Source organism: Paenibacillus aquistagni, assembly GCF_900177815.1.
Lineage (GTDB): Bacteria > Bacillota > Bacilli > Paenibacillales > Paenibacillaceae > Paenibacillus_B > Paenibacillus_B aquistagni.
In genome coordinates this window covers 885,808-906,370 of record NZ_FXAZ01000001.1, presented here as the reverse complement: position 1 = coordinate 906,370, position 20,563 = coordinate 885,808, and the positions used below count along the sequence as shown (strand labels likewise).

Here is a 20,563-nt window from a genome sequence, read left to right as displayed (position 1 = left end):
CTCCTCTTACCAGATTCCACGCTGCAGGTATTTACGACTGAGCGCATTGCCGGTTATGACCAAGACAAAGGCGATAACGGACTCAAACAGTCCGACTGCCGTAGTGAAGCTGTAATCCTGATTGCCTAAGCCCATTCGGTATACGTAGGTGCCGATGACGTCCGACACCTTATATACAGTCGGATTGTACATGACGAGAATCTGCTCAGTACCCGCTTCCAGAATGCTGCCAAGACGAAGAATTAGCATAAGAATGATCGTAGATGAGATGCCAGGCAGCGTGATATGAAGAAGCTGCTTCCACTTTCCGGCCCCATCAATCTTGGCTGCATCGTACAGCTGTGGGTCAATCGTTGCAAAGGCGGCCAAGTAGACGATTGTACTCCAGCCAACCTCCTTCCAGCCCGCAGAAGTAACAAGCAGACCGCGGAAGACACTCGTATCAAGGAAGAAAGCAATGGGCTCCATTCCTAGCGAAACGAGCAGCTTGTTAATGAGACCGCCATTGGTTGACAGCAGATCAATAAATAAACCGCTTACAATTACCCATGACAAGAAATGAGGCAAATAAATGATCGTCTGCACCACTCGTTTGAATAGGAGCTGCTTTAGTTCATGCAGCATGAGCGCGATAATAATCGGCAGCGGAAATAAAAAGACAAGCTTATATACGCTTATGATCAGCGTATTGCGAAACACGAGCAGAAAGTCAGGCGAGGTAAACAACTTCTCAAAGTGCTTCAACCCAACCCATGGACTTGCTGCATAGCCATCAAAAATATTGAAATCCTTAAACGCAATGACAATGCCGTACATCGGCGTATACTTGAACAATAGAACAATAAGCATGCCAGGTATAAGCAGTAGATAGAGGCTGTAATCCTTGCGTACATCCAACCACAGTGTTTTCCAGAATTGTTGTCTGTTCATCGCGTTCACTCCCTTCGAAGACTCTCTTATGACCTTACTTTCATTCTAAGGAATGGCGCGAATGCGTCATAGACGATGCTGATTACCTTTTTTGGTACTTTGATGAGGTTTAATGAGGATATGAAAAAAACCTCCATCGAGGCCATTCAAAGATGAACGACCGTGAGTAGAGGTAGTTTTATTGGCAAATAGAATGCTGCTTCCGTTTCTGAGGTAACTTAGAAGTTCTATAATGGTAAAAAAAGCTGCCTACACCTGTACTCGGTATAGACAGCTTGATTCACTTCTTGAATTCTCCTGGGGTAACCCCCCAATATTTTCGGAACACCTTTGTAAAATAACTGACATCGCGGTACCCTGTTGCTGCAGCAGCATCGTATACTCTGCCTCCTTGCAACAGCACCTCCTTGGCCCGCTCCATCTTCTTCATCGTTACATAGCTGGAGAATGCAACGCCCATCTCCTGCTTGAATAAACGGCTTAAATAAGAAGAATTCACATACATGCGGTCTGCTGCGCGATGAAGCGTCAACTCCTGATCGATTTCCTCTTCGATCATCGCAAGCAGCGCCGTTATCGTATGATGCGTCGTCGAATTCCGGGCTTCGAGCAGCAGATCGATCATTCGCTCAGCAGCCAGCTTCATCAGCTCCCAATGCTCCTCCTTCGTTCGCAGAAGCTCAATGGAATACAGATACTTTACTTCATCTTGAAATACTTCACTTACACGGAGCCCCTGGCTCTGAATCAAGCGGATCAGCAAGCTGTGAATATACAAGATCGACTCATAGGCCTCCTCGATGCTGTCCGCCCCTTGCATCAGTTCAGACCATACTTCCTCCAAATGCTGAAGAGCTCTAGGCTTGTCCGCTGTCTCCATCGCACTCTCAAGCTGCCTCTCAGCCTGAATGCTGCCCTGCAGCGACAAAGAGGCTTGATTCGCTTCGCAATACGGTATAACAAGCTCGCTACCGAGTATCATCCGGCTTTGCAGCGCTTTGATTGCTTGGCGGTACAGCTCGTGAAGGCGGTGGGGCTCTGCCATTTGCGCACATATTCCCGCACTAACCGTGTGCTTCAGAATGCCTTTGACCTGACGCTGGAGCTGCTCGACGCTGGAATAAAGATCTCGCAGCACATCAGCAGATTCCCTCAGCCCCCTGTCAATCAAGATCAGAACCGTATAGCCTTCCTGGGTTTGGCATACCCATTGAAGCGGCGCTTGCAGCAGTTCCTGCGCAATGCAGTGCAGACTAAAGCTTAACAGCGAACGGTCCGACTTCAAGTATCTTGTCTCGTCTGTAGGAAGAGGGTCCATATCGATCACCGCTACAGCGACCCGGTCCTGCTCGTCTAAGCCAAGCTGGAGCTCATTGCTCTTGTGGATAAGCTCCGTGAGGCGATACTCGCCTTGCAGCCATTGGCGCAGCAGGTCCTGCTGAAGGACCGGCAGATGCGCCTGCCACTTTTTATGAAGCTGGGCTTGCCTCTGCCACTCCGCCATGTCTTGCTTCGCTTGTTCCGCCAGCTCCAGCATCGTATCAAGAATTTGGTTGTGGCCGGCTGGCTTCAGCAAATACTTGGCCACTCCCTGCTCCATCGCCTGCTGCGCGTAAGAGAATTGATCATGTCCACTGAGTATTAATATTTTTTGAAAAGGAAGCCGATGTTCGGCCCGTAATCTTGCGATGAACTCCAGTCCATTCATCTCAGGCATCTGAACATCCACAACCATAAGATCCGGCAGCTTCCTTGCCGCAAGCTCCAGCCCCTCAAGTCCATTGGCTGCCGTTCCAACCACTTCGATGCCATGCGCATCCCAAGGAATCTGATAGGCCAAGGCGTGACGGAGCCTCGTTTCATCTTCTACGATAAGCAAATTCATGGTGTCATTTCCTCCCTCTCCTGCTGCGAATCCTCATACCGGCTTGCACCTGCCCTGCTTGTCTTGGCAGGGAATCGAAGCGTGACCCGTGTGCCTTGTCCAAGCGTACTGTCTATCTCCAATTTCCCTGCTTCGCCATAGGCCAGCTTCATACGCGACGCCACATTTTGAATCCCATACATGTCCTTTTGTTCCTCTGATCTGAGCGACCACTCCTGCAATCTTCCCGTTCGAATCGACTCCAGCTTGGCTCGAATCGCAAGGAGCCGTTCCTCTGGGATGCCAGGCCCATTGTCCGATATGACGATATTGACCATACTGCTGCAGCCCATACTGCAATCAATACACAAGACACCGTTCTGCTGCTTGCTCTCTAAGCCGTGTAGTATTGCGTTTTCTACAATGGGCTGAAGCAGCAGCTTAAGTATAGGGATATTTCGAACGGCATCTGCGATATGTACTTCTGTCACAAAGCTGTCCATGAATCGAATCTGCTGAATTCGAATATAGGATTCCAGATGAACGACGCTTTCTTCAATCGTGTACTCCGCTTCGCCTTTCTGAAGACTCAGTCTAAAAAACTTCGACAAATGCAGCACCATCTCGCTGATCTCATCTGCATCATAATTAAGTGCCGTCCAGTAGATGGAATCCAAGGTATTGTACAAGAAATGCGGTTGAATCTGGGCCTGCAGCACGTGAAGCTCGGTTGATACAAGCTGCAGCTCCTTCTCGTATATATTCTCAATTAGGTCCTTCTGGGTAGCTGCCATCTGATCGAAGGTTCGCATCAGATAACCAAACTCATCTTGACGAGGATCAGACAGCTTAATATCGAGATCTCCGCGCTGCAGCTGCTTCATTCCTCCTACCAAGCGCTTCATTGGCGCGGCGATGCTGCGATAGACCACCCAGGAGATGCCGAGCGCAAGCAGCACACTGACCACAATGATGGCATTGATATATTGCTTAAGCACATTCGTTTCGGTAAACAGCTCCGCCTTCGGTTGAGTCATCGTAAGCTGCCAGCCTCTATTCTCTGAATGGACCGTTACCTGTACATTCTGCTGTTCAAGTTCCGCCACATTGTGCGGCAGTTGCTTCTCAGAGGCAAGCAGAATATTCCCTTCCTCATCAGCAAGGTAAATCAATGCATGCTGTGAAGGCAATAAACTCGTGATCTCTGCTTGCAGCTTCTGCATGTTCAAGCTAATCAGCAGCACATTAGGCTTGCGATCCACGTTATACAGATCCATCGTCCGCAAGAGAACAATCCCTTCCTTATAGCGCTTGGCATATAAGCTCCGCGAGATCTCCTCTTGGTTATAAGGGGAAATCAGCATCATGTCGGCTCCGCTTACTCGCGACAATCGTTCAAGCCATTCCTGTTCTTCACGTGACGCCACTCCTTCCCCTCCATATCTCGTGGACAGCATCATGTGGGAAGGAGAATGGTACAGCGCAATATCATCCACCATGGGATTGAGAGACTGCACAATCGACAATTCTTTGATGATGGCAGCAAAATCAACAACCGCAGCCGGTGTAACCGCTTTCGAATGTTTGTTGAGAATGTTAAGCAATTGCTCATCTGTAGCAATGAGCGACGTGATCTCCCCCATGCTCTGCAGAGTCATATCCAGATTGTGAAGAGCTTGCGCCATGGCGATCTCCGATCGGTCCACCGCAAGATGATAGACGATGTCCTTGGACTTGCTTATCGCAAACCAGCTTACAATGACAAGCGGCAGCAAGATGAGCAGGAAGGTGATCGTCAGGCGAAACTGGATATGGCGCCGGCGGCGCATAGACATTAATGATCGAATGACCTTCACTTAGAATCACCTCATTTCGGATTCGTCCATTGCTGCTGGCGATACCAAGCATTGACTTCGCGGGTAACCTCGCTCCCGCCGCTGTCCATCCATTCCTTTACAATCTGATCAAAGGCATCAAGCGAATCCACCCCTACAATAATGCGAACAAATCGTTCATACAGCTCTGTTGGCTTCATAGCCAGCTTGCCCATAGAAGGCGTCGGCATTCCCTTGAACGCATTCGGGATAAGATGCCCTTCGATATACTTTAGATTGTCGTAGAGATGATAATCGCCTAACGAATCAAGGCGCTGCTTATCAAGGACTGCATCCTGCAGATTCACTAGCGATTGGTATATCCCTCGGTACAAATGCTTATCATGCTCCTCAAAGTTCGTAACCATCTTGCCATCAATCATTTGCCATACTTGATCCTTAAATCCAAGCTTTAAGGTTTCAGCGCCATCTCCCGCTATGTAATTCAACAGCTGAATCACCTCTACCGCATGCTTGGACCCTGTAGGGATAACATTATATCCGCGAATCAGTTCTTCACTATATACACCATTAGCGCCATTTGGCCCGGTAGGATAATCCAGTACGATCCATTCGGCTTGAGGGTTGCGGCGCTTGCTTTCTGCAATCATTCCTCTTGTGTCATACCAGGCGGCAGAAAACAACCCAACATAGCCATTAACGACCTTGCTCTCCAAATTGCGGTGGCGATTCAATGGAAACTCGGGATCCAGCAGCCCCTTCTGATACAGTCTTCTAAAAAAAGCTAGCGCCTCCTTCGCCTCAGGCAATAAGCTTCCGTATTCGAGCCGCCCGTCGCGCACCATCCAGCTGTCCAATTGGGTGCCAAAAGCTCCGAAGAATGGAGCTGACCTGCCCAGATTCTCTGTCAGTATAAGCCCTGTTGTATCCTGCAAGCCATTGCCATCAGGATCATCCTCCTTGAAGGCTCTGATGACTTCCTCATACTCATCAAGAGTTCTTGGCGGATCAAGGCCGAGACGATCCAGCCAGTCCTTGCGCGCATACATCAGCTCGACGCCTTTAATCTCATGCAAGCTCGGCACCGCATAGATATGACCTTCATACGTCACCTGCTGCCAGGCTTCCTTCGGGATCTTGCTGAGCAGCGCTTGTCCATGCTCTTGCAGAAGATCGTCCAAGGCAATAAGCTCTCCTGCCTTCATATACCGATCCAGCCATACGGGATTATAGACATGAAGCATATCTGGACGCTTAACCTGGGACATGTAAACATTCAGCTTCTCTTCATACACGGAAGCAAGTGGAAGAATGAATTGCAGATCGAGCTTCGTGCGAGATTTTATTTCTTCCACATAAGGATTCCTATTCTCATTCAACCCTTCTGGAAACTCCAACCCAAGGTCATTAATAACCAGCTGGAGCACCTGACCGCTTTGTTCAGCATCTTGCGATGGAACAATCGAAGACAAGGAATCGCAGGACATCAGCAGCATGCACATGATCGCAACCATAACCGCCTTGCTAAGAAATGAACCGTTCATAACCTCATCCTTTCTTCATTAGCATCATGCCCCTATACATTAATTGCATCTCGGTCATGCAAACTCCTCCTTTCCCGCCCTGTATTTTCCACCTGCAAAATCAAATGACGATCCAGCACAGCAAGAAGCTGCAAAGAAGAAAGTCCCTAGCCTTACAAATTTGCACACGCAAATAACCCGCTAAACCTGTAGTCTAGCGGGCAATATTCGGTATAATCGTATATTCTGCGCATTGGGGCTTTCCAGCGATGTCAGTGGACCCGGCATGATCCTTGCAATGTTATTGCTTTAGCCGCGGCAAGGGGTCCTCCAACAACTGCTCCAGTTCTTCTCTGAATCGTCCCACGAGCTTCTCTATGCGTATACTCTTCTCATCCTGTGAACCTTCTGCAGCCTTCTTTAACGTTGCTTCGATCTGTTTTAGCTGCAAGAGCACATTCGGTGTAGGCTGCTTCTGGTGGTTCAAGCTTTTCTGGTCATCATACAGATCAACATACAATTGACGATTCGAATCCACCTGAGCAAGGAAAACATCCTCTACCTTTACATCCAGCTTGTCCAGCTCCTGCTTCAGCCAACGCTCGTCCAGCCCTTCTACGCGGAGCTGCTTATCCATAATATTCCCGTCCATAATAATGATTTGAGGCGTTCTTTCACGCTGCATGACCAAGCCAAGATCGCTTGCCGTAAGCGGCTGATGTTCTTTTTTCAACTGAACATTGATCTCTCCGCTTGGCTCTATCAATGCAAATTCCACATCTGCAAGCCGAAACACATCTTTGCTCCGCAAACCCTGCATAAGCTCGTCTGCCGTGATTTTTTCTTTTTTTAAATTATCCTCCATTAGCTGCCCGTCTCTAATGAGCACCTGCGAGGTTCCATCAAGAAAATCTCTCGATTTCTTCGATTTGATTTGCAGCCATTCTATAGCATAGGATACCGCAACCCAAACAGCAATCGACAAGATTCCTAGATACCACTGTGCATCTTGGTCCAAGCCGATATAAGCTGCCAGGCTTCCAATTGTGATTCCTGTAATATACTCAAACACAGACAATTCCGAGACTTGTCTTTTGCCCAATAGTTTGGTAAGAAAATAAAGGGATACGACAGCTGCCAGCGTGCGCAGTGTAATTTCAAGCCATGCCTGCATGCCCAGACTCCTCCTTCATGATGAATGTGTCATTCTCATAATATGAGCCATCTGGACAGCTTTTATGTGCATACTTTCACTGAGAAGCAGCGTTAGTATTTATATGAGACAGTGAAAGGGTTAAGCGATCATGTGACCGCTTATATGGCTGCAGCATGCTCACTATATACCCTTTTAAATAGGACGGCTCAGCACTCATCCACAAATGATAGGCATCAGACAAGATCAGCTGGTCACGATGAGCAATTTCTTTTCCCGCAAAATATTGATTGTTAACATTCACGAAAAATTCCGTCATCACATGAATGTCATCATAGCTGTAATGAGCATTCATGAGCTCCTTTTTGACCAGTCTTCGCGTAAAATCATTGAAGAATTGTCTGGCGCTGTTTTGAAAATCCAGCAGATCCTCATCTTGAACCCCTGCTTCGCTTGCCCATTCCTCAACCTTGACTGGCGCTGTCGAATAATCCCATGAGGGCGCATCGCTGTCATACTTCAACACACCATATTGATGCGGATAGACACTGAGCGCACTTGTGGCCACATCATAGAGCGGCTCCACCGATTCCGCATGTGCTGTGGGAGAGGTATCTTCTAGTGCTGCAATATGCTGCAAGTGCACATGTCCGGAGATAACGAGCGGAAGCTGAAGATCTTGGAATAACTCCGTAATTTCTTTGCTGTTCTTGATTTGATAGCCTTCCTCAGACAGCTCAGAGTGGGGCAGCAGATTATGATGCATCACGACAAGCACCTGAGCGCCCTCCTGCTCTGCTTCCTTAACCACATTCCTAATCCAGCGCTGTGTAGAAGACGGAATAATGCCTCCCGTCTCTGGCCTTCTTAATCGTTCATTGGATTGATAAAGGTTCGTATCGAGCATCAGCAAACGAAGCTTCTTGGTCGGCGCAGCCATATAGCTTAATGTCTTGCGATCCCTTGCAATCGCCTCTTGATAGCCAAACGCGCCATAGATATCCGCAAATTGATCAGGTGTCACAGGGTCAGCTTTGACCTGCTTATCTCCTTGAAATTGGCTTGACCATGGATTCAAGATATCGTGGTTGCCGGGTATGACATACACTTGTGTTCCTTGGTCTTCAATCTCCTGAAACAGCTTGGCCATCTCTACATGGCTTTGCTTCTCCCCATTATTGCTAATATCCCCGCTTACAATCAGAAGATCAGGCTTCTTGGCCTTGATATCATGCACAAATGCCTGCATAATCGCTTTTATTCGTTCCAACTGTTTGCTGTCGCCTGTGTCCACATATTTGCGGAAGGCTGCACCGTCATCTGTCAAGGATGGTGCCAAATAATGAGTATCCGTTGCCACAAAAGCCGTAACAGAGCCCTGTGCAGGATAATGCCGCTGCTCTGGTTTACTGCAACCGCTAAGGATCAATGAAAGCGCAAGCATTCCGGCTCCTAATTTTCGGAAATAAGAACGTTTTATCATTGCTGTCACCTATCACTTTTATAATTGATCTAGCATAATCATTGCGCGAATGCGCTAACTTATCAAGTCCCCATAATGTATTATTAGACCCATTCTTGCATTCTAAAATACACATACACTCAAACCGCTCATATTTACATTACCCAACCTTATAAAAGAAAACCTCATGCATGAGAGACGAATCTCCTATACATGAGGTTGATGATTGTTCCGGCTACTCATAAAGCCCTGATCTTTGCTTGAACCAATTGAACAGATGGATGACCATCACCTTAAGGACGGCATAACCCGGCACAGCCAATATAACTCCGATGACGCCAAATAGATTTCCTGCGGTTAATATCACGAAGATTATCGTGATCGGGTGAATGCTTAAAGTCTTGCCCATGATCTGTGGAGAAATGAACTTGCCTTCAATCAATTGAACAACCGTCCACACCACGATCATCTTAAGCAGCATAATCGGTGACATGAACAGTGCCACGATCAATGCAGGTGTAATCGCAATCGCAGGTCCCAAGTAAGGAACGATGCTCGTGCACGCCGCAATAATCGCAAGAACAAGGGAATACTCTAGGCCAATGATCAGATAGCCAATGTAGAGCAAGATCCCGATGCAGAAGCTGACAATGATCTGTCCTCGAATGTATGAGCTGATCTGATGGTTCATCTCGGCCATTACCTGATACGAGCCGTTTCTAAGCTTAGTCGGCAGGAATTTCATCAAGTAATTAGGAAGCTTCTTGCCATCCTTCAACAAGTAGAACAGCACAAACGGAACAATAACAAGTCCCAATACGACCTCTGTCACCTTGCCGACAATCGAGCCAATGCCGCGGAACGTATCGTTGAAAAAGGCAGACGCTTTGCCTGTCAGGTCTCGAAGCATCTGATTAATATCAATGCCTGCCTGCTGCTGAAAATCGTTGAAAAGATCGCTTCCCACCCATGATTCAAACGTCGTTATCGCCTCATTGTAGTATTTCGGGAAGTTCTCTGCTAAGCTGATTGCCTGTTCTTTAATAAAAGGAATAATCGCCACGATTAAAAAGGTAATCAGTGCAATGATAATTAAGTACAAAAGCAGAATACTGTAGATTCGCTTCACCTTGAAGCGTTCAAGCAAATCTACGATCGGATTTAGCAAATAATAGGCAACCCCTGCCAATATGATCGGCAGCGACACCGTTGCAATTAAAACTTTTGCCGGTTCAAAGATATATGAGATCTTTGAAAACATAAAAATATTAAGTCCTACCAGAAGCAGTATACATAAGAAGATAACAACCTTATTATGAAGCAAGAAGTCGACCAGCTTGCCGCTCCAACGTTGCTTCTCTGTTCTTTCCGGATTCGATGCCTTTTGCTCCAATGCGCCTCTCCCCTTACTCCTATCCAATTTCATCATTTTAGACGGCGGTAAATGTGCCACCCCTTAACTCTATTATCTTCAACCTAATACGTCTACATCAAACATTCGTTTCATGAAAATCATCAACTTGCAAAAATTAACGATAGGAAGTCGTCGTTTGCCATAGAACAGCAAATCATCTAATATGTAAAGTATAGTTACTTCATTAATTGTAGCGATAACAAGCAACTGGAGGTGCAAGAATATGAAGTTAAGTGTCTTGGATCATTCTCAAATAAGCGAGGGACGAACAGCGGAAGAAACGCTGTTAGAAACGACGAGACTTGCTCAGGCAGCTGAACAATACGGTTATACTCGCTTCTGGGTATCAGAGCATCATGGCGCATTAGGTCATGCCCACTCCAGTCCAGAGATCTTAATCGCCCACTTGGCTGCTAATACGAATACCATTCGTATTGGTTCTGGCGGTGTGATGCTGTCTCATTACAGCGCCTACAAAGTTGCGGAGAATTTCCGTTTGCTGGAGGCACTCTACCCCGGACGAATTGATCTTGGCATCGGACGAGCCCCTGGGGGTGCAATGTTGTCTACAAGGGCGCTTCAGGAAGGCATGCCTGTGAAGTCGAGCGACGATACCCCAAGCAAGCTTCATGACCTTGTCGGCTACTTCTATGATGACCTGCCAGAAGGCCACCGCTATACGGGCTTGCTTGCTTCGCCATCCTTGGATCATGCTCCAGATATCTGGATGCTAGGATCAACTTATGGCAGCGGCTCAATCGCTTCCCAGCATGGCACTGCGTATGCATACGCGCAATTTTTCGGAATTCCCGGAACCGAACAGGCCATCCATCGCTATGTCGAACAATTCAAGCCTTCTCGCTTGAATGATACACCGCGCTCGCTAGCTGCCGTGATGACGATCTGTGCGGATACCCGCGAGGAAGCGATCAGACTTGCTTCGAGCTCTGATTTATTCTTTATGCTGCTGCATAGCGGACGCATGCCTGCTCGCCTCCCATCCGCTGAAGAAGCGCTTGCTTATCCTTACACCGCGCAGGACCTTGCTATGATTGAAGCTTCCCGAATGCGCAAGGCGGTTGGCACGCCTGATGAAGTGAAGCATAAGCTCAATGCGATCGCCAATGAACTGGGAACAGAGGAGATTATGCTGGTAAGCCCCATTCACGATTTTGAGTCGCGCGTGCGCTCCTTTAAGCTGGTTGCGAAGGCGATGGGGACATGGTCCCCTTCATCAGAATCTAGCAAGCATTAGACGGCATCTCCTTCATGGAGTTTTATATTGCAAAAATAAGACCTTGCCTATGGGGCAAGGTCTTGACGATTATATCCATAAATAATTGTATTCGTTTCATGATGCAACTAGACGAAAAGATGACGATAACAACTTTTTATTTCTTTCTTCTTTTTCGAAAAAATGCGATGGCACCGATCACCAGCATAAGCGCTATCGCCGCATAAGTGAACGAAGAATAGACATCCATGACCTCGACTATCTTCTCCCATGAACCCCCAAGCGCTGCGCCAAGGCTGACGAGCAGCACGTTCCAGATCAGCGAGCCAATCGTCGTAAAGAGCAAGAACAGCCACACATTCATCCTCGCCATTCCTGCTGGGATGGAGATGAGGCTGCGAATCAATGGAACCATCCTACAGAGCAGCACGGTCCAATAGCCGTAGCGGTCGAACCAGCTGTTTGCTTTATGCAGATCCTCCTTTTTCACCCTTAGCACATGACCATATCGTTCTACAATTCTCTCCATCCGTTCTATGCGCAGAACATACCCTAACCCATACAAGATCAGTGTTCCTGCAACAGAACCTAATGTTGAGACAAGGATCGTCCCGCCAATTGTTAATTCCGAATAAGTCGTCATAAATCCGCCAAAGGTCAAGATCAACTCTGAGGGAATCGGCGGAAATACATTTTCAATCATAATCATAAAGAACACAGCCAAATAGCCGTAACTTTCCATAAAATCTGTTATCCAGTTCTGCATATAACCTCCGTCTCATGATGCCTTTCAACCATCGTACGTAATTTTTGCAACACCTGCAAGAATGGGTGAGCTTGTCTTCTTCTCAACGGTACATCAAAAGCAGCCATGATGCGCTTATCTCCATGCTGTAAATAGTTTCCCATATCAAAAAGAAGACCGGCCTGAGAGGGGTCAGGCTGGTCTTCTTCGTATATGACGCGAGGAGAAGGGGGATTCCTTCAAATCTTTATTCTATGTGGGGGATTAGCCTTTAATCGCTGCTAAATCACTGTCATATTTCTCTTGTGGAAGACGGATATATCCTACTTCCTCTGAAAGCTCAGCTGCATTTGTGATATAGAATTCTGCAAATGCCCGTACTTCCTCACGCTCAAGCGCCTGCTTGCTGACATAGACATATAGTGGACGGGACAATGGCGCATAAGTACCATCATTGATCGTTGTTGCGGAAGGAGCAATCGCGCCTTTGCCACCGTCAATTGGAACAAGCTTCAATGTGTCTGCATTCTCTTCATAGTAAGCAAAGCCGAAGTAGCCTAAGCCATATTTCTCGCCTGCAACCCCTTGTACCAACGTGTTGTCATCTTCACTGAAGGAGATTTGACTGTCATTGCGGCTTTCTTGTGCTTTTCCATTTACTGCTTCCGTAAAGTAGTCAAATGTACCCGAATCAGCGCCTGGAGAGTACAGCTTTATCGTTTCGGCCGGCCATTCTGGACGAACATCCTTCCAAGTCTTGACTGTGCTGCCAGGCTTGAAGATCGCGTTCAATTCATCAATAGTCAGATGATCTACCCAGTCATTGTCTTTGTTGACAACTACGGACAAGCCATCGTAAGCCACTTCTAGCTCGACATATTCAATGCCGTTTGCTTTGCAAGCCTCTGCTTCTTTGTCTTTAATCGGACGGGATGCGTTGCTGATTGCAGTCTCACCTGCGCAGAAGCGCTTGAAGCCGCCGCCAGTACCCGATACGCCTACTGGAACACGCACATCTTTATGTTGTTTGCCGAACTCTTCTGCCACTGCTTCAGTGACGGGATGCACCGTACTGGAACCGTCGATCTCAATCGAACCAGACAATGCCTTCTCCGTTTCTGCAGGCGGATTCTCTTTTGTTGTCGATGTTGAGGTTTGTGTCGTCTCTGTCTTATTGCTCTCCGCTGCTTTGTCGGTGCTGCTGCCGCACGCAGAGGACACGATCATAATTGCAGCCATAAGAATAGCGATGGATAGCTTCTTTTTGTTAACGTTCATTTGTTTCACTCCCCTAGTGATTTGAAGATCGATTCGTTGTTCTGTTGTACAAGATTCATCTTAAAGGGACAATGTTAACGTTGAAGCCCAATCTTGTTAACCGTACGTTAGATATTGGTAAAGCTTTTGTAAAGAATTGTGAATGCAAATCTGCTGAACATACAAAAAAGCCCCACTTCATCTATTCCATCGAAGTGAGGCTTACTGTATTAATCTTCTCTTGTTTCTTGTGATTCTGGTTGCGGATTCAGCGTAATTCGGATTCGATTCAAACGATTGTCTACGATCTCCTCAACCGTAAACTGAATATGCTCATGTTCAACAGAGATATGATCGTTCTCGCTAGGAATGGTGCCAATACGCTCTAGGATAAAGCCGGCAATCGTGTCATTGCTGACTGCTTCAAGCTTCGTCTTAAACATTTCATTAAAGTCTTCTATCAGCATTGTACCGTAGGCTAAATACGTATGATCGTCGATGCGAATAATCTCGCCCCGGCTTTCGTCGTACTCGTCATCAATCTCTCCTACGATCTCTTCAATCAGATCCTCAATCGTAACCAACCCGGCAAATCCGCCATATTCATCGATTAAGACCGCCATATGATGCTGTAAGGCTTGCAGCTCCTTAAGCAGATCATCCGTGAACTTGGTCTCGGGCACGAAATAGGCCTCTCTCATTATGCTTCTTATGTCCACTTTGTCAAAGCCAACCTGTCTTGCTTCGGCAAAGAAATCTCTCATATGAAGAATTCCGATGATGGAGTCGATATCTCCTTCATAAATCGGAACACGCGAATAGTTCTCATCAATCAGGATGTCGGCAAGAAGAGCTGGCGCAGTGGCCACATCGAGTGCAAATGTCGATGTCCGTGGAGTCATGATCTCACGGGCTACTTTATTGTCAAGCTGAAAAACACCCTTTAACATTTTCATTTCTTCAACAGCTATCGTACCTGCCGCCTGCCCTGCTTGAGCAAGCATCCATATTTCTTCTCTGGATACCGTATCGTCCTGCTCATTACCTCCCATCTTCGTAAGCTTGATTAACAAGTTCGTGGAAAAGGAAAGCAGCTTGACGAATGGGGTCGCGATTTTGCTGATCCACAAGATTGGTTTGACCGCAAACATCGCAATTTTCTCTGCATTCTGAAGCGCTACCCGCTTCGGGTACAATTCACCAAAGACGAGCATAAAGTATGACAGCAAGATCGTAATGACTATAACAGAAATCTGTTGTGCATAAGGGATATTGCCTAGAACAACGGCAAACTGCTTCGATAACCCTGTTGCTGCTGAAGCACTGGAGAAGAATCCAGCAAGGGTGATCCCCACCTGAATGGTAGCAATGAATTTGCTCGGATCTTCAATGAGCTTGACGAGCAGCTCTGCTTTCTTATTACCTTCGCTTGCCATGCGTGAGATTCGATTCTTATTCAGTGAGACAAGTGCAATCTCTGCCGCTGCAAAAAAAGCATTTAATAAGGTTAGTACAGCAATAATTACGAGCTGAAGCAGCACCGAACTTCCATCTTCCATTTGACAAAAACCTCTCCTTTGCTGTGTCGGCTCAACATAAGCGGTATTTTACATTGTGTCCACTTGGAGCCATTTTCATTATGTAATAGGTATATACCCATAATCATGCCCGAATTACCAGCATTGTTCAAGTATTCCCAACTTTATTTTTGCGCAAAAAAATAGCAATCAACAGCCTTATGCTGTCAATTGCCTCTAAGCTTATTTTTTACTGGACCATTTGTAAAGCGGATAATAGTATTCAACCTCTCGCTTTAACAGCCTGCACAGCTTCGTTACACGCTCCTCATGTGGAACACTGCCTTCAAAAATCCATTTCTCTGCGGTTCGCTGCGTGACCCCGCAGTATGCAGCAATATCGCTCGTTCGAAGTTCTTGTGCAATCATATCCTCATATAATCTGCGATCCGAAAGAGGCTTTTTCAACTTGCGCTGCATCGGATATTCTCGGAATTCCTTCGGCTCTGGCTTTTTTCTCATGCCATTGCAGCGCTCGCACAAGTATTTCTCAGACGGGTTTCCGCATTGGGCGCATTGTCCGTGCTTTCGTCGTTCCTGCCGTAGTTTCTTCATGGATTCGCTTGCGCTAAAAGCCATACTGTAATAATCTCCTTACTTCTATCCTTCGTATTATGTAACCCAAACCTCTTTTCTACATAATACGACAAAAAGAGACAGTTTTCACTGTCTCTTTTTCAGAAGTTCATGGAAATTGTGCGAATCTCTTCGGATTATTGGCGATCAAACAAGGCTGCTCCGGCAATTCCTGGCTCTGTCATCTCGTATGGATCAAGGATAAGATCGAGCTCCTCTTCCGTCAATACTTGATACATGAGACATAATTCTCGCACCGATTTGCCGGATTCTGTTGCTTCGCGTGCGATTCTGGCTGCGGTCTCATAACCTAGGTGCGGGCTAATTGCGGTGATGATGCCAACGCTTTGATCGACATACTCTTTGCAGCGCTCTTCGTTCGCTTCTATGCCATCTATACAATATTCGCGGAATACTCGAAGCGTATTGTTCATAATCGTCAATGATTCAAGCAAATTGAACACAAGTACAGGCTCCATGACATTTAGTTCAAGCTGTCCGGATTCAGACGCGAGACATATCGTATGATCATTGCCAATGACTTGGAAGGCAGCTTGATTCACGACCTCGCACATCACCGGATTGACTTTTCCCGGCATAATCGATGATCCTGGCTGTCTGGCAGGCAGACGAATCTCGCCAAGCCCCGCTCTTGGTCCGGATGCCAGCAAGCGAAGATCGTTGGCCATCTTGGACATATTCATCATGCACACTTTAAGTGATGCAGACACCTCTGTGTATGCATCTGTATTCTGCGTAGCATCAATCAGATGCTCTGCGCGAACGAGAGGCATTCCGCTGATCTCTGCCAGCAGTTCTACAACGCGAACGATATATCTCGGATCGGCATTGAGCCCTGTCCCTACTGCAGTTGCTCCCATATTCACTTCATAGAGATGCTGCTTCGTTTGGCGAATGCGCTTAATATCGCGAGCAATCATGCGGCCATATGCTTCGAATTCCTGACCTAAGCGAATTGGAACCGCATCCTGCAGATGCGTTCTCCCCATTTTAATAACATGGCTGAACTGCTGTGCCTTCTTGAGAACAGACTCATGCAGCTCTTCCATCGTAATCAGCAAATGATCGAGTAGGGTTAAGACTGAAATATGAATGGCTGTTGGAAACACATCATTCGTCGATTGTGAACGGTTAACATGATTGTTCGGGCTTAGACTTTTATAATCGCCCTTTTCTTTGCCAAGCAGCTCAAGCGCTCGATTGGCGATGACTTCATTCGTATTCATGTTCATCGAGGTTCCAGCTCCGCCTTGGATTGGATCCACGATAAAGTGGTCATGCCATTTTCCATCAATAATCTCATCGGCAGCTTGTACCATGACATTGCACATGCTCGGATGCAGCTGCTTTACTTCCATATTTGCAAGCGCTGCGGCTTTTTTAACGATGGCAAGGCTTCGAATCAGATGCTCGTTCAATCGATATCCCGTGATCGGGAAGTTCTCCACCGCACGGAGCGTCTGAATGCCATAATAGGCATCAACAGGTACTTCTTTCGTTCCTAAAAAGTCCTTCTCTACTCTTGTCATCAGCTTTGTCATTGCGATCCCTTGCTTTCTCTCTTATAGTCAGGAAGCATTCCTGTAAATCTATTGAAGTAAGCGATTACATCAACTTCAACTTGATTGTATATCCTATTATACTATTGGTCAATTATGTAAAGGCTTTTTAATTAAAATTGTTGCCATTCCATAGAATTCACGGATTAAAAAAAGCTGCCCTTGAAGGCAGCTCTTTTCTGTTCATTATCTTATGCAGCTTTTAGTACGCGAAGGCCTTTTACAATATTCCAAATAAAATAGTACAGCCAGATGAGAATAAACAAGCCATACGTTACAACCAGCAAAATACTGACCCACACGGCGCTTTCGCTGCCGATGCCAACCGAAAAAGAAGTGATCATGCCGATGATTAGGACAATTGTCGGCACGATATGTGACCATAACGCTTTCTTGGCATGATCCTTAACCTCATTGTCAGCAATTAGCCAGATCAGCAATGGAAAGAGGAATGGCGCAAAGAAAATACTAAAATAACATAAAGAGGATAGCACTTGACTTGGTTTCATTTGTATTCACCTCATAAAGATGTTCATTGGTTCGATTTATACCTTTATTTTGCCATATCCTCTTTATCGTTCCTATTGATTTCTCTTGCAGCCATATTGCAATTTCGTAAGATAGCAGCAGCTAAGGCGTCCACCAGTTCCCGGACATTACGAGCATGGAGAACAATCGAATGCTGTCCTCATAATACAATTCAGGTGCGCTGTTGACTGTATGATCCCACAGCTTATTCAGCCATGCCTGATTCACGCTGCTGGTCATTGCGCTTACCCCGAACGGGGCATAGAAAGCTCCGCTGTTGTAAGAGCCCAGGGTGGAGCCACTGAGCTTATAGCCATCCCTTATATTTTGCGGTTTGTTCGTAGTCTTTGTCTGAATATAGCTATTCAGGTTGGTTAACAGATTAAGGGCTCTTGTATCGCCGCTTACGATGTAATCCGTAGCTATTCTCCACGGAGTGCGACAGGCATTATAGTAGTAGTATCCATCATTGGGACCCTCAAGAAAACCCGCGGATGCCGGCTTATATACTCCGTTTTTCAGCACGACGAAATCAGGAAGCAGCCCCGTTGCTGCACTGTTGTTGGCATAAATAGTCTGAATGATGGAGTACGTCTTATTGATGACATTCGTCCACCTGGCATCACCTGTCGCCGCTTCAAAGGCTTTCATATGATTCAGCATAAAATCAGAAGGTCTGGTTGCGGTGTTATAGCTTCCACTCGTGGCCCAATCTCCTAATCTTAGCGTCCATTCTGCTTGATTAACATCATTGTCCATAATGGCATTTATCATGGATATCCCTTCTTGCAAGTAAGGGATGGCCCCATCGCTGCCCCACTGCTTATCGGCAAGAAGCAGGGAATAAGCTATGTCCATATCACCGTCGGTGGCCGAGTTGGCACCTTCAATATCTTGATAGCTGCTGTTCTGCTTCCATGCCATTAAATAAGGATTATTCTCACTCGGATGCTCCTTATAGTATTGATACATGCCGTCATAGTACGCTTTTGCATTTGTATCGTACCCCGCCATAATGACGGCAAGCACCATCCCATAGCCATGAGCTTCTGAGACTGTTTCACCTTGATCATTGTACTCCACGATATACTTTCCCGCTCCTGCCTGCTTGAGGTATGCGGATTTCCAAGCGTTCCACTTGGCCTGTACAGCTTGATCCATGATAGCTTGTGTGACATGGCTCGGTTTAATAACACCATTCGCATAGACCGAGTGCTGAGGGAACGGCTTTTGTGGAGCCGTGGCGTGAACGCTGCTGTACACAGGCAGCAATAATGTCATCATCATGAGAAGCAGAATCATGAGCTTTGCTTTTTTCTGTTTTGCCATCTTGTATCTCTCACTCCCAGACCATTGTGATTTTCAACCATACCTTTTAGCCCAATTCATCCTTATCGCGAGTCCTTCTATGCCATTACCCATTACACTGCAAGCATTCCTTTTATGCATCCATCACCTCCGATCAAAATATAATCGCTTATCATTTATAGGAATATCAGGACCTAGGACACGACTTTTTGCCTAGTTCAACAATAGGATCATAGCCTGTTCTCTTTTGTTTCAAAATCCTCTAATGTTAGGTATGGTCTATCATTAATCGACAAACAGGGGGATCGCATGAAGAAAGTAAGCGCATTATTATTGGTATTCACCATACTTATGGCAGCGGCCGCAAGTCCTATACAAGCAAAACAAGAACCATCACCGATATTTAAGGACATTAAAGGACATTGGGCAGAAAAATACATTGTCAATATGGTGGAGCAGGGCATTCTCGACGGATATCCAGATGGGACTTTCCGCCCGGAGGAGCCAGTGAAGATTGATCAGTTTATCAAAATGCTCATATTGTCCTATTCTGATCTGCATCAAAATGGCGAAAGAAGCTGGAAGCCTTCCTTCGTTCAGTCCTTAAGCGCGGAGAATCAATCTATTCTCCAGCAGGATTACCGCTATTTCAACTTCAAACCGAACGCTTCCGGATATTGGGCAGCCAATTATATTAACATTGCAAGCGATCTGCACTTCCTAAACAAAAGTCGCTACAGTGATTTTCAAGCGAATATGAACCGTGAGCATGTCGCTGAAGTGCTGTATTATACGCTTAATGAAACGGAATTCCTTGAAGATGAAAAATACAGCATGAAGGAAGCCGAAGCCTATGGAGATCTCAAAAGTGCGTCAGAACGAGAGCAAAAGTTTATTGCTGAGGCGCTTGTGAAGGGCATTATGCAAGGATATCCAAGCGGGTATTTCGGAGTTGGCGACACGGTTACAAGAGCGGAGTCCCTAGTGATCCTTAACCGCTTAACCGACAAATCAAAGCGCTTGAAGCCAGATTCAAACAAGGGCGATCTGTCAAGAAGCGTCCCTACCTCTAACGGAGGATACAAGGTCATTGTATTCCCGGATCAGCGAATGTATGATGCATATGCTTCCTTGAAGCGAGCTGGACAAACACGAGGAACAAACTATGATCTCTATGAATCTACGTTGCGTCTATACAAAGACCAGGAAGAAAAGGATAATGTTCAAAAACAACCGACTGGGTCGAGCCACTACAAAGAGGAAGTGACGATGGCCCTGGATACCTCATTCAACACTTACAGCATCACGGTTCGAATTCGCGAAGGCAGCCTCGCCCGCAATCAGGAGGCCGTCAAGACATTCGCCAATGAATTGTTTGGCTATCATGCCAGCAGCTTTTATGATCTGTTCACAGAAGTAACCACCAAGCTTCAGAATGGAGACAAGGTGGAATCCCGCCAAGTGCTGATCGGCAATGACAATGTAAATATCCAAGTGGATGCAGGCGGCCAATCGGTCAATTTTGCGATCTCAGCCAAGAGCCTTTAGGCACAGGGAAACCGGCTAGCGTCCTATTG

The 20,563-nt window shown here is 46.4% G+C and carries 16 protein-coding genes; 2 read left to right on the top strand and 14 right to left on the bottom strand.

Annotated features, from left to right (window positions below; translation table 11 throughout):
• Window positions 1-6: 6 nt before the first annotated feature.
• From B9Y93_RS04170 to B9Y93_RS04140, 7 genes are all read right to left on the bottom strand, one after another.
• Window positions 7-930, bottom strand: a complete 924-nt coding sequence (locus B9Y93_RS04170; protein WP_088547234.1) for an ABC transporter permease — start codon at window positions 928-930, stop codon at window positions 7-9.
• A 280-nt stretch (window positions 931-1,210) separates the two neighbouring features.
• Window positions 1,211-2,815, bottom strand: a complete 1,605-nt coding sequence (locus B9Y93_RS04165; RefSeq protein WP_085493068.1) for a response regulator — start codon at window positions 2,813-2,815, stop codon at window positions 1,211-1,213.
• Window positions 2,812-4,650: a sensor histidine kinase gene (locus tag B9Y93_RS04160; RefSeq protein ID WP_085493067.1), complete on the bottom strand. Its 1,839-nt coding sequence runs from the start codon at window positions 4,648-4,650 to the stop codon at window positions 2,812-2,814. Before B9Y93_RS04160 ends, B9Y93_RS04165 begins: the two co-directional genes overlap by 4 nt.
• A gap of 11 nt (window positions 4,651-4,661) precedes the next feature.
• On the bottom strand, window positions 4,662-6,173 hold the full coding sequence (locus tag B9Y93_RS04155; protein ID WP_085493066.1) for an extracellular solute-binding protein: 1,512 nt from the start codon (window positions 6,171-6,173) through the stop codon (window positions 4,662-4,664).
• Window positions 6,174-6,453: 280 nt separating this feature from the next.
• Window positions 6,454-7,326, bottom strand: a complete 873-nt coding sequence (locus B9Y93_RS04150; RefSeq protein ID WP_085493065.1) for a DUF421 domain-containing protein — start codon at window positions 7,324-7,326, stop codon at window positions 6,454-6,456.
• Window positions 7,327-7,402: 76 nt separating this feature from the next.
• On the bottom strand, window positions 7,403-8,788 hold the full coding sequence (locus B9Y93_RS04145) for a metallophosphoesterase (RefSeq protein WP_085493064.1): 1,386 nt from the start codon (window positions 8,786-8,788) through the stop codon (window positions 7,403-7,405).
• Window positions 8,789-9,002: 214 nt separating this feature from the next.
• A complete protein-coding gene (locus B9Y93_RS04140) occupies window positions 9,003-10,160 on the bottom strand; it encodes an AI-2E family transporter (protein ID WP_425320328.1) in 1,158 nt (385 codons plus the stop codon).
• Window positions 10,161-10,404: 244 nt separating this feature from the next.
• Here B9Y93_RS04140 and B9Y93_RS04135 point away from each other — a divergent pair, with 244 nt between their 5' ends.
• Window positions 10,405-11,436: an LLM class flavin-dependent oxidoreductase gene (locus B9Y93_RS04135; protein ID WP_085493063.1), complete on the top strand. Its 1,032-nt coding sequence runs from the start codon at window positions 10,405-10,407 to the stop codon at window positions 11,434-11,436.
• Window positions 11,437-11,572: 136 nt separating this feature from the next.
• On the opposite strand, the gene B9Y93_RS04130 is transcribed toward B9Y93_RS04135, so the two are convergent.
• The 7 genes from B9Y93_RS04130 to B9Y93_RS04100 form a co-directional block, all read right to left on the bottom strand.
• Window positions 11,573-12,181: a DedA family protein gene (locus tag B9Y93_RS04130; protein ID WP_085493062.1), complete on the bottom strand. Its 609-nt coding sequence runs from the start codon at window positions 12,179-12,181 to the stop codon at window positions 11,573-11,575.
• Window positions 12,182-12,424: 243 nt separating this feature from the next.
• Entirely contained in the window at window positions 12,425-13,438 is a 1,014-nt protein-coding gene (locus B9Y93_RS04125) for a PstS family phosphate ABC transporter substrate-binding protein (protein ID WP_085493061.1), read from the bottom strand.
• A 209-nt stretch (window positions 13,439-13,647) separates the two neighbouring features.
• On the bottom strand, window positions 13,648-14,976 hold the full coding sequence (locus tag B9Y93_RS04120) for a hemolysin family protein (protein ID WP_085493060.1): 1,329 nt from the start codon (window positions 14,974-14,976) through the stop codon (window positions 13,648-13,650).
• Between the two features lie 201 nt (window positions 14,977-15,177).
• Window positions 15,178-15,573 carry a hypothetical protein gene (locus tag B9Y93_RS04115; protein WP_085493059.1) on the bottom strand — a complete coding sequence of 132 codons (396 nt, stop codon included), beginning with the start codon at window positions 15,571-15,573 and terminating at the stop codon, window positions 15,178-15,180.
• A 134-nt stretch (window positions 15,574-15,707) separates the two neighbouring features.
• Window positions 15,708-17,132 carry an aspartate ammonia-lyase gene (aspA, locus tag B9Y93_RS04110; RefSeq protein ID WP_085493058.1) on the bottom strand — a complete coding sequence of 475 codons (1,425 nt, stop codon included), beginning with the start codon at window positions 17,130-17,132 and terminating at the stop codon, window positions 15,708-15,710.
• A 209-nt stretch (window positions 17,133-17,341) separates the two neighbouring features.
• On the bottom strand, window positions 17,342-17,659 hold the full coding sequence (locus B9Y93_RS04105; RefSeq protein WP_085493057.1) for a magnetosome magnetite crystal formation protein family: 318 nt from the start codon (window positions 17,657-17,659) through the stop codon (window positions 17,342-17,344).
• A gap of 121 nt (window positions 17,660-17,780) precedes the next feature.
• A complete protein-coding gene (locus B9Y93_RS04100) occupies window positions 17,781-19,007 on the bottom strand; it encodes a family 8 glycosyl hydrolase (RefSeq protein ID WP_085493056.1) in 1,227 nt (408 codons plus the stop codon).
• Between the two features lie 288 nt (window positions 19,008-19,295).
• Between B9Y93_RS04100 and B9Y93_RS04095 the strand changes: the two genes are divergently transcribed.
• Window positions 19,296-20,534, top strand: coding sequence for an S-layer homology domain-containing protein (locus B9Y93_RS04095; protein WP_085493055.1), 1,239 nt, complete (start codon window positions 19,296-19,298; stop codon window positions 20,532-20,534).
• Window positions 20,535-20,563: the final 29 nt, after the last annotated feature.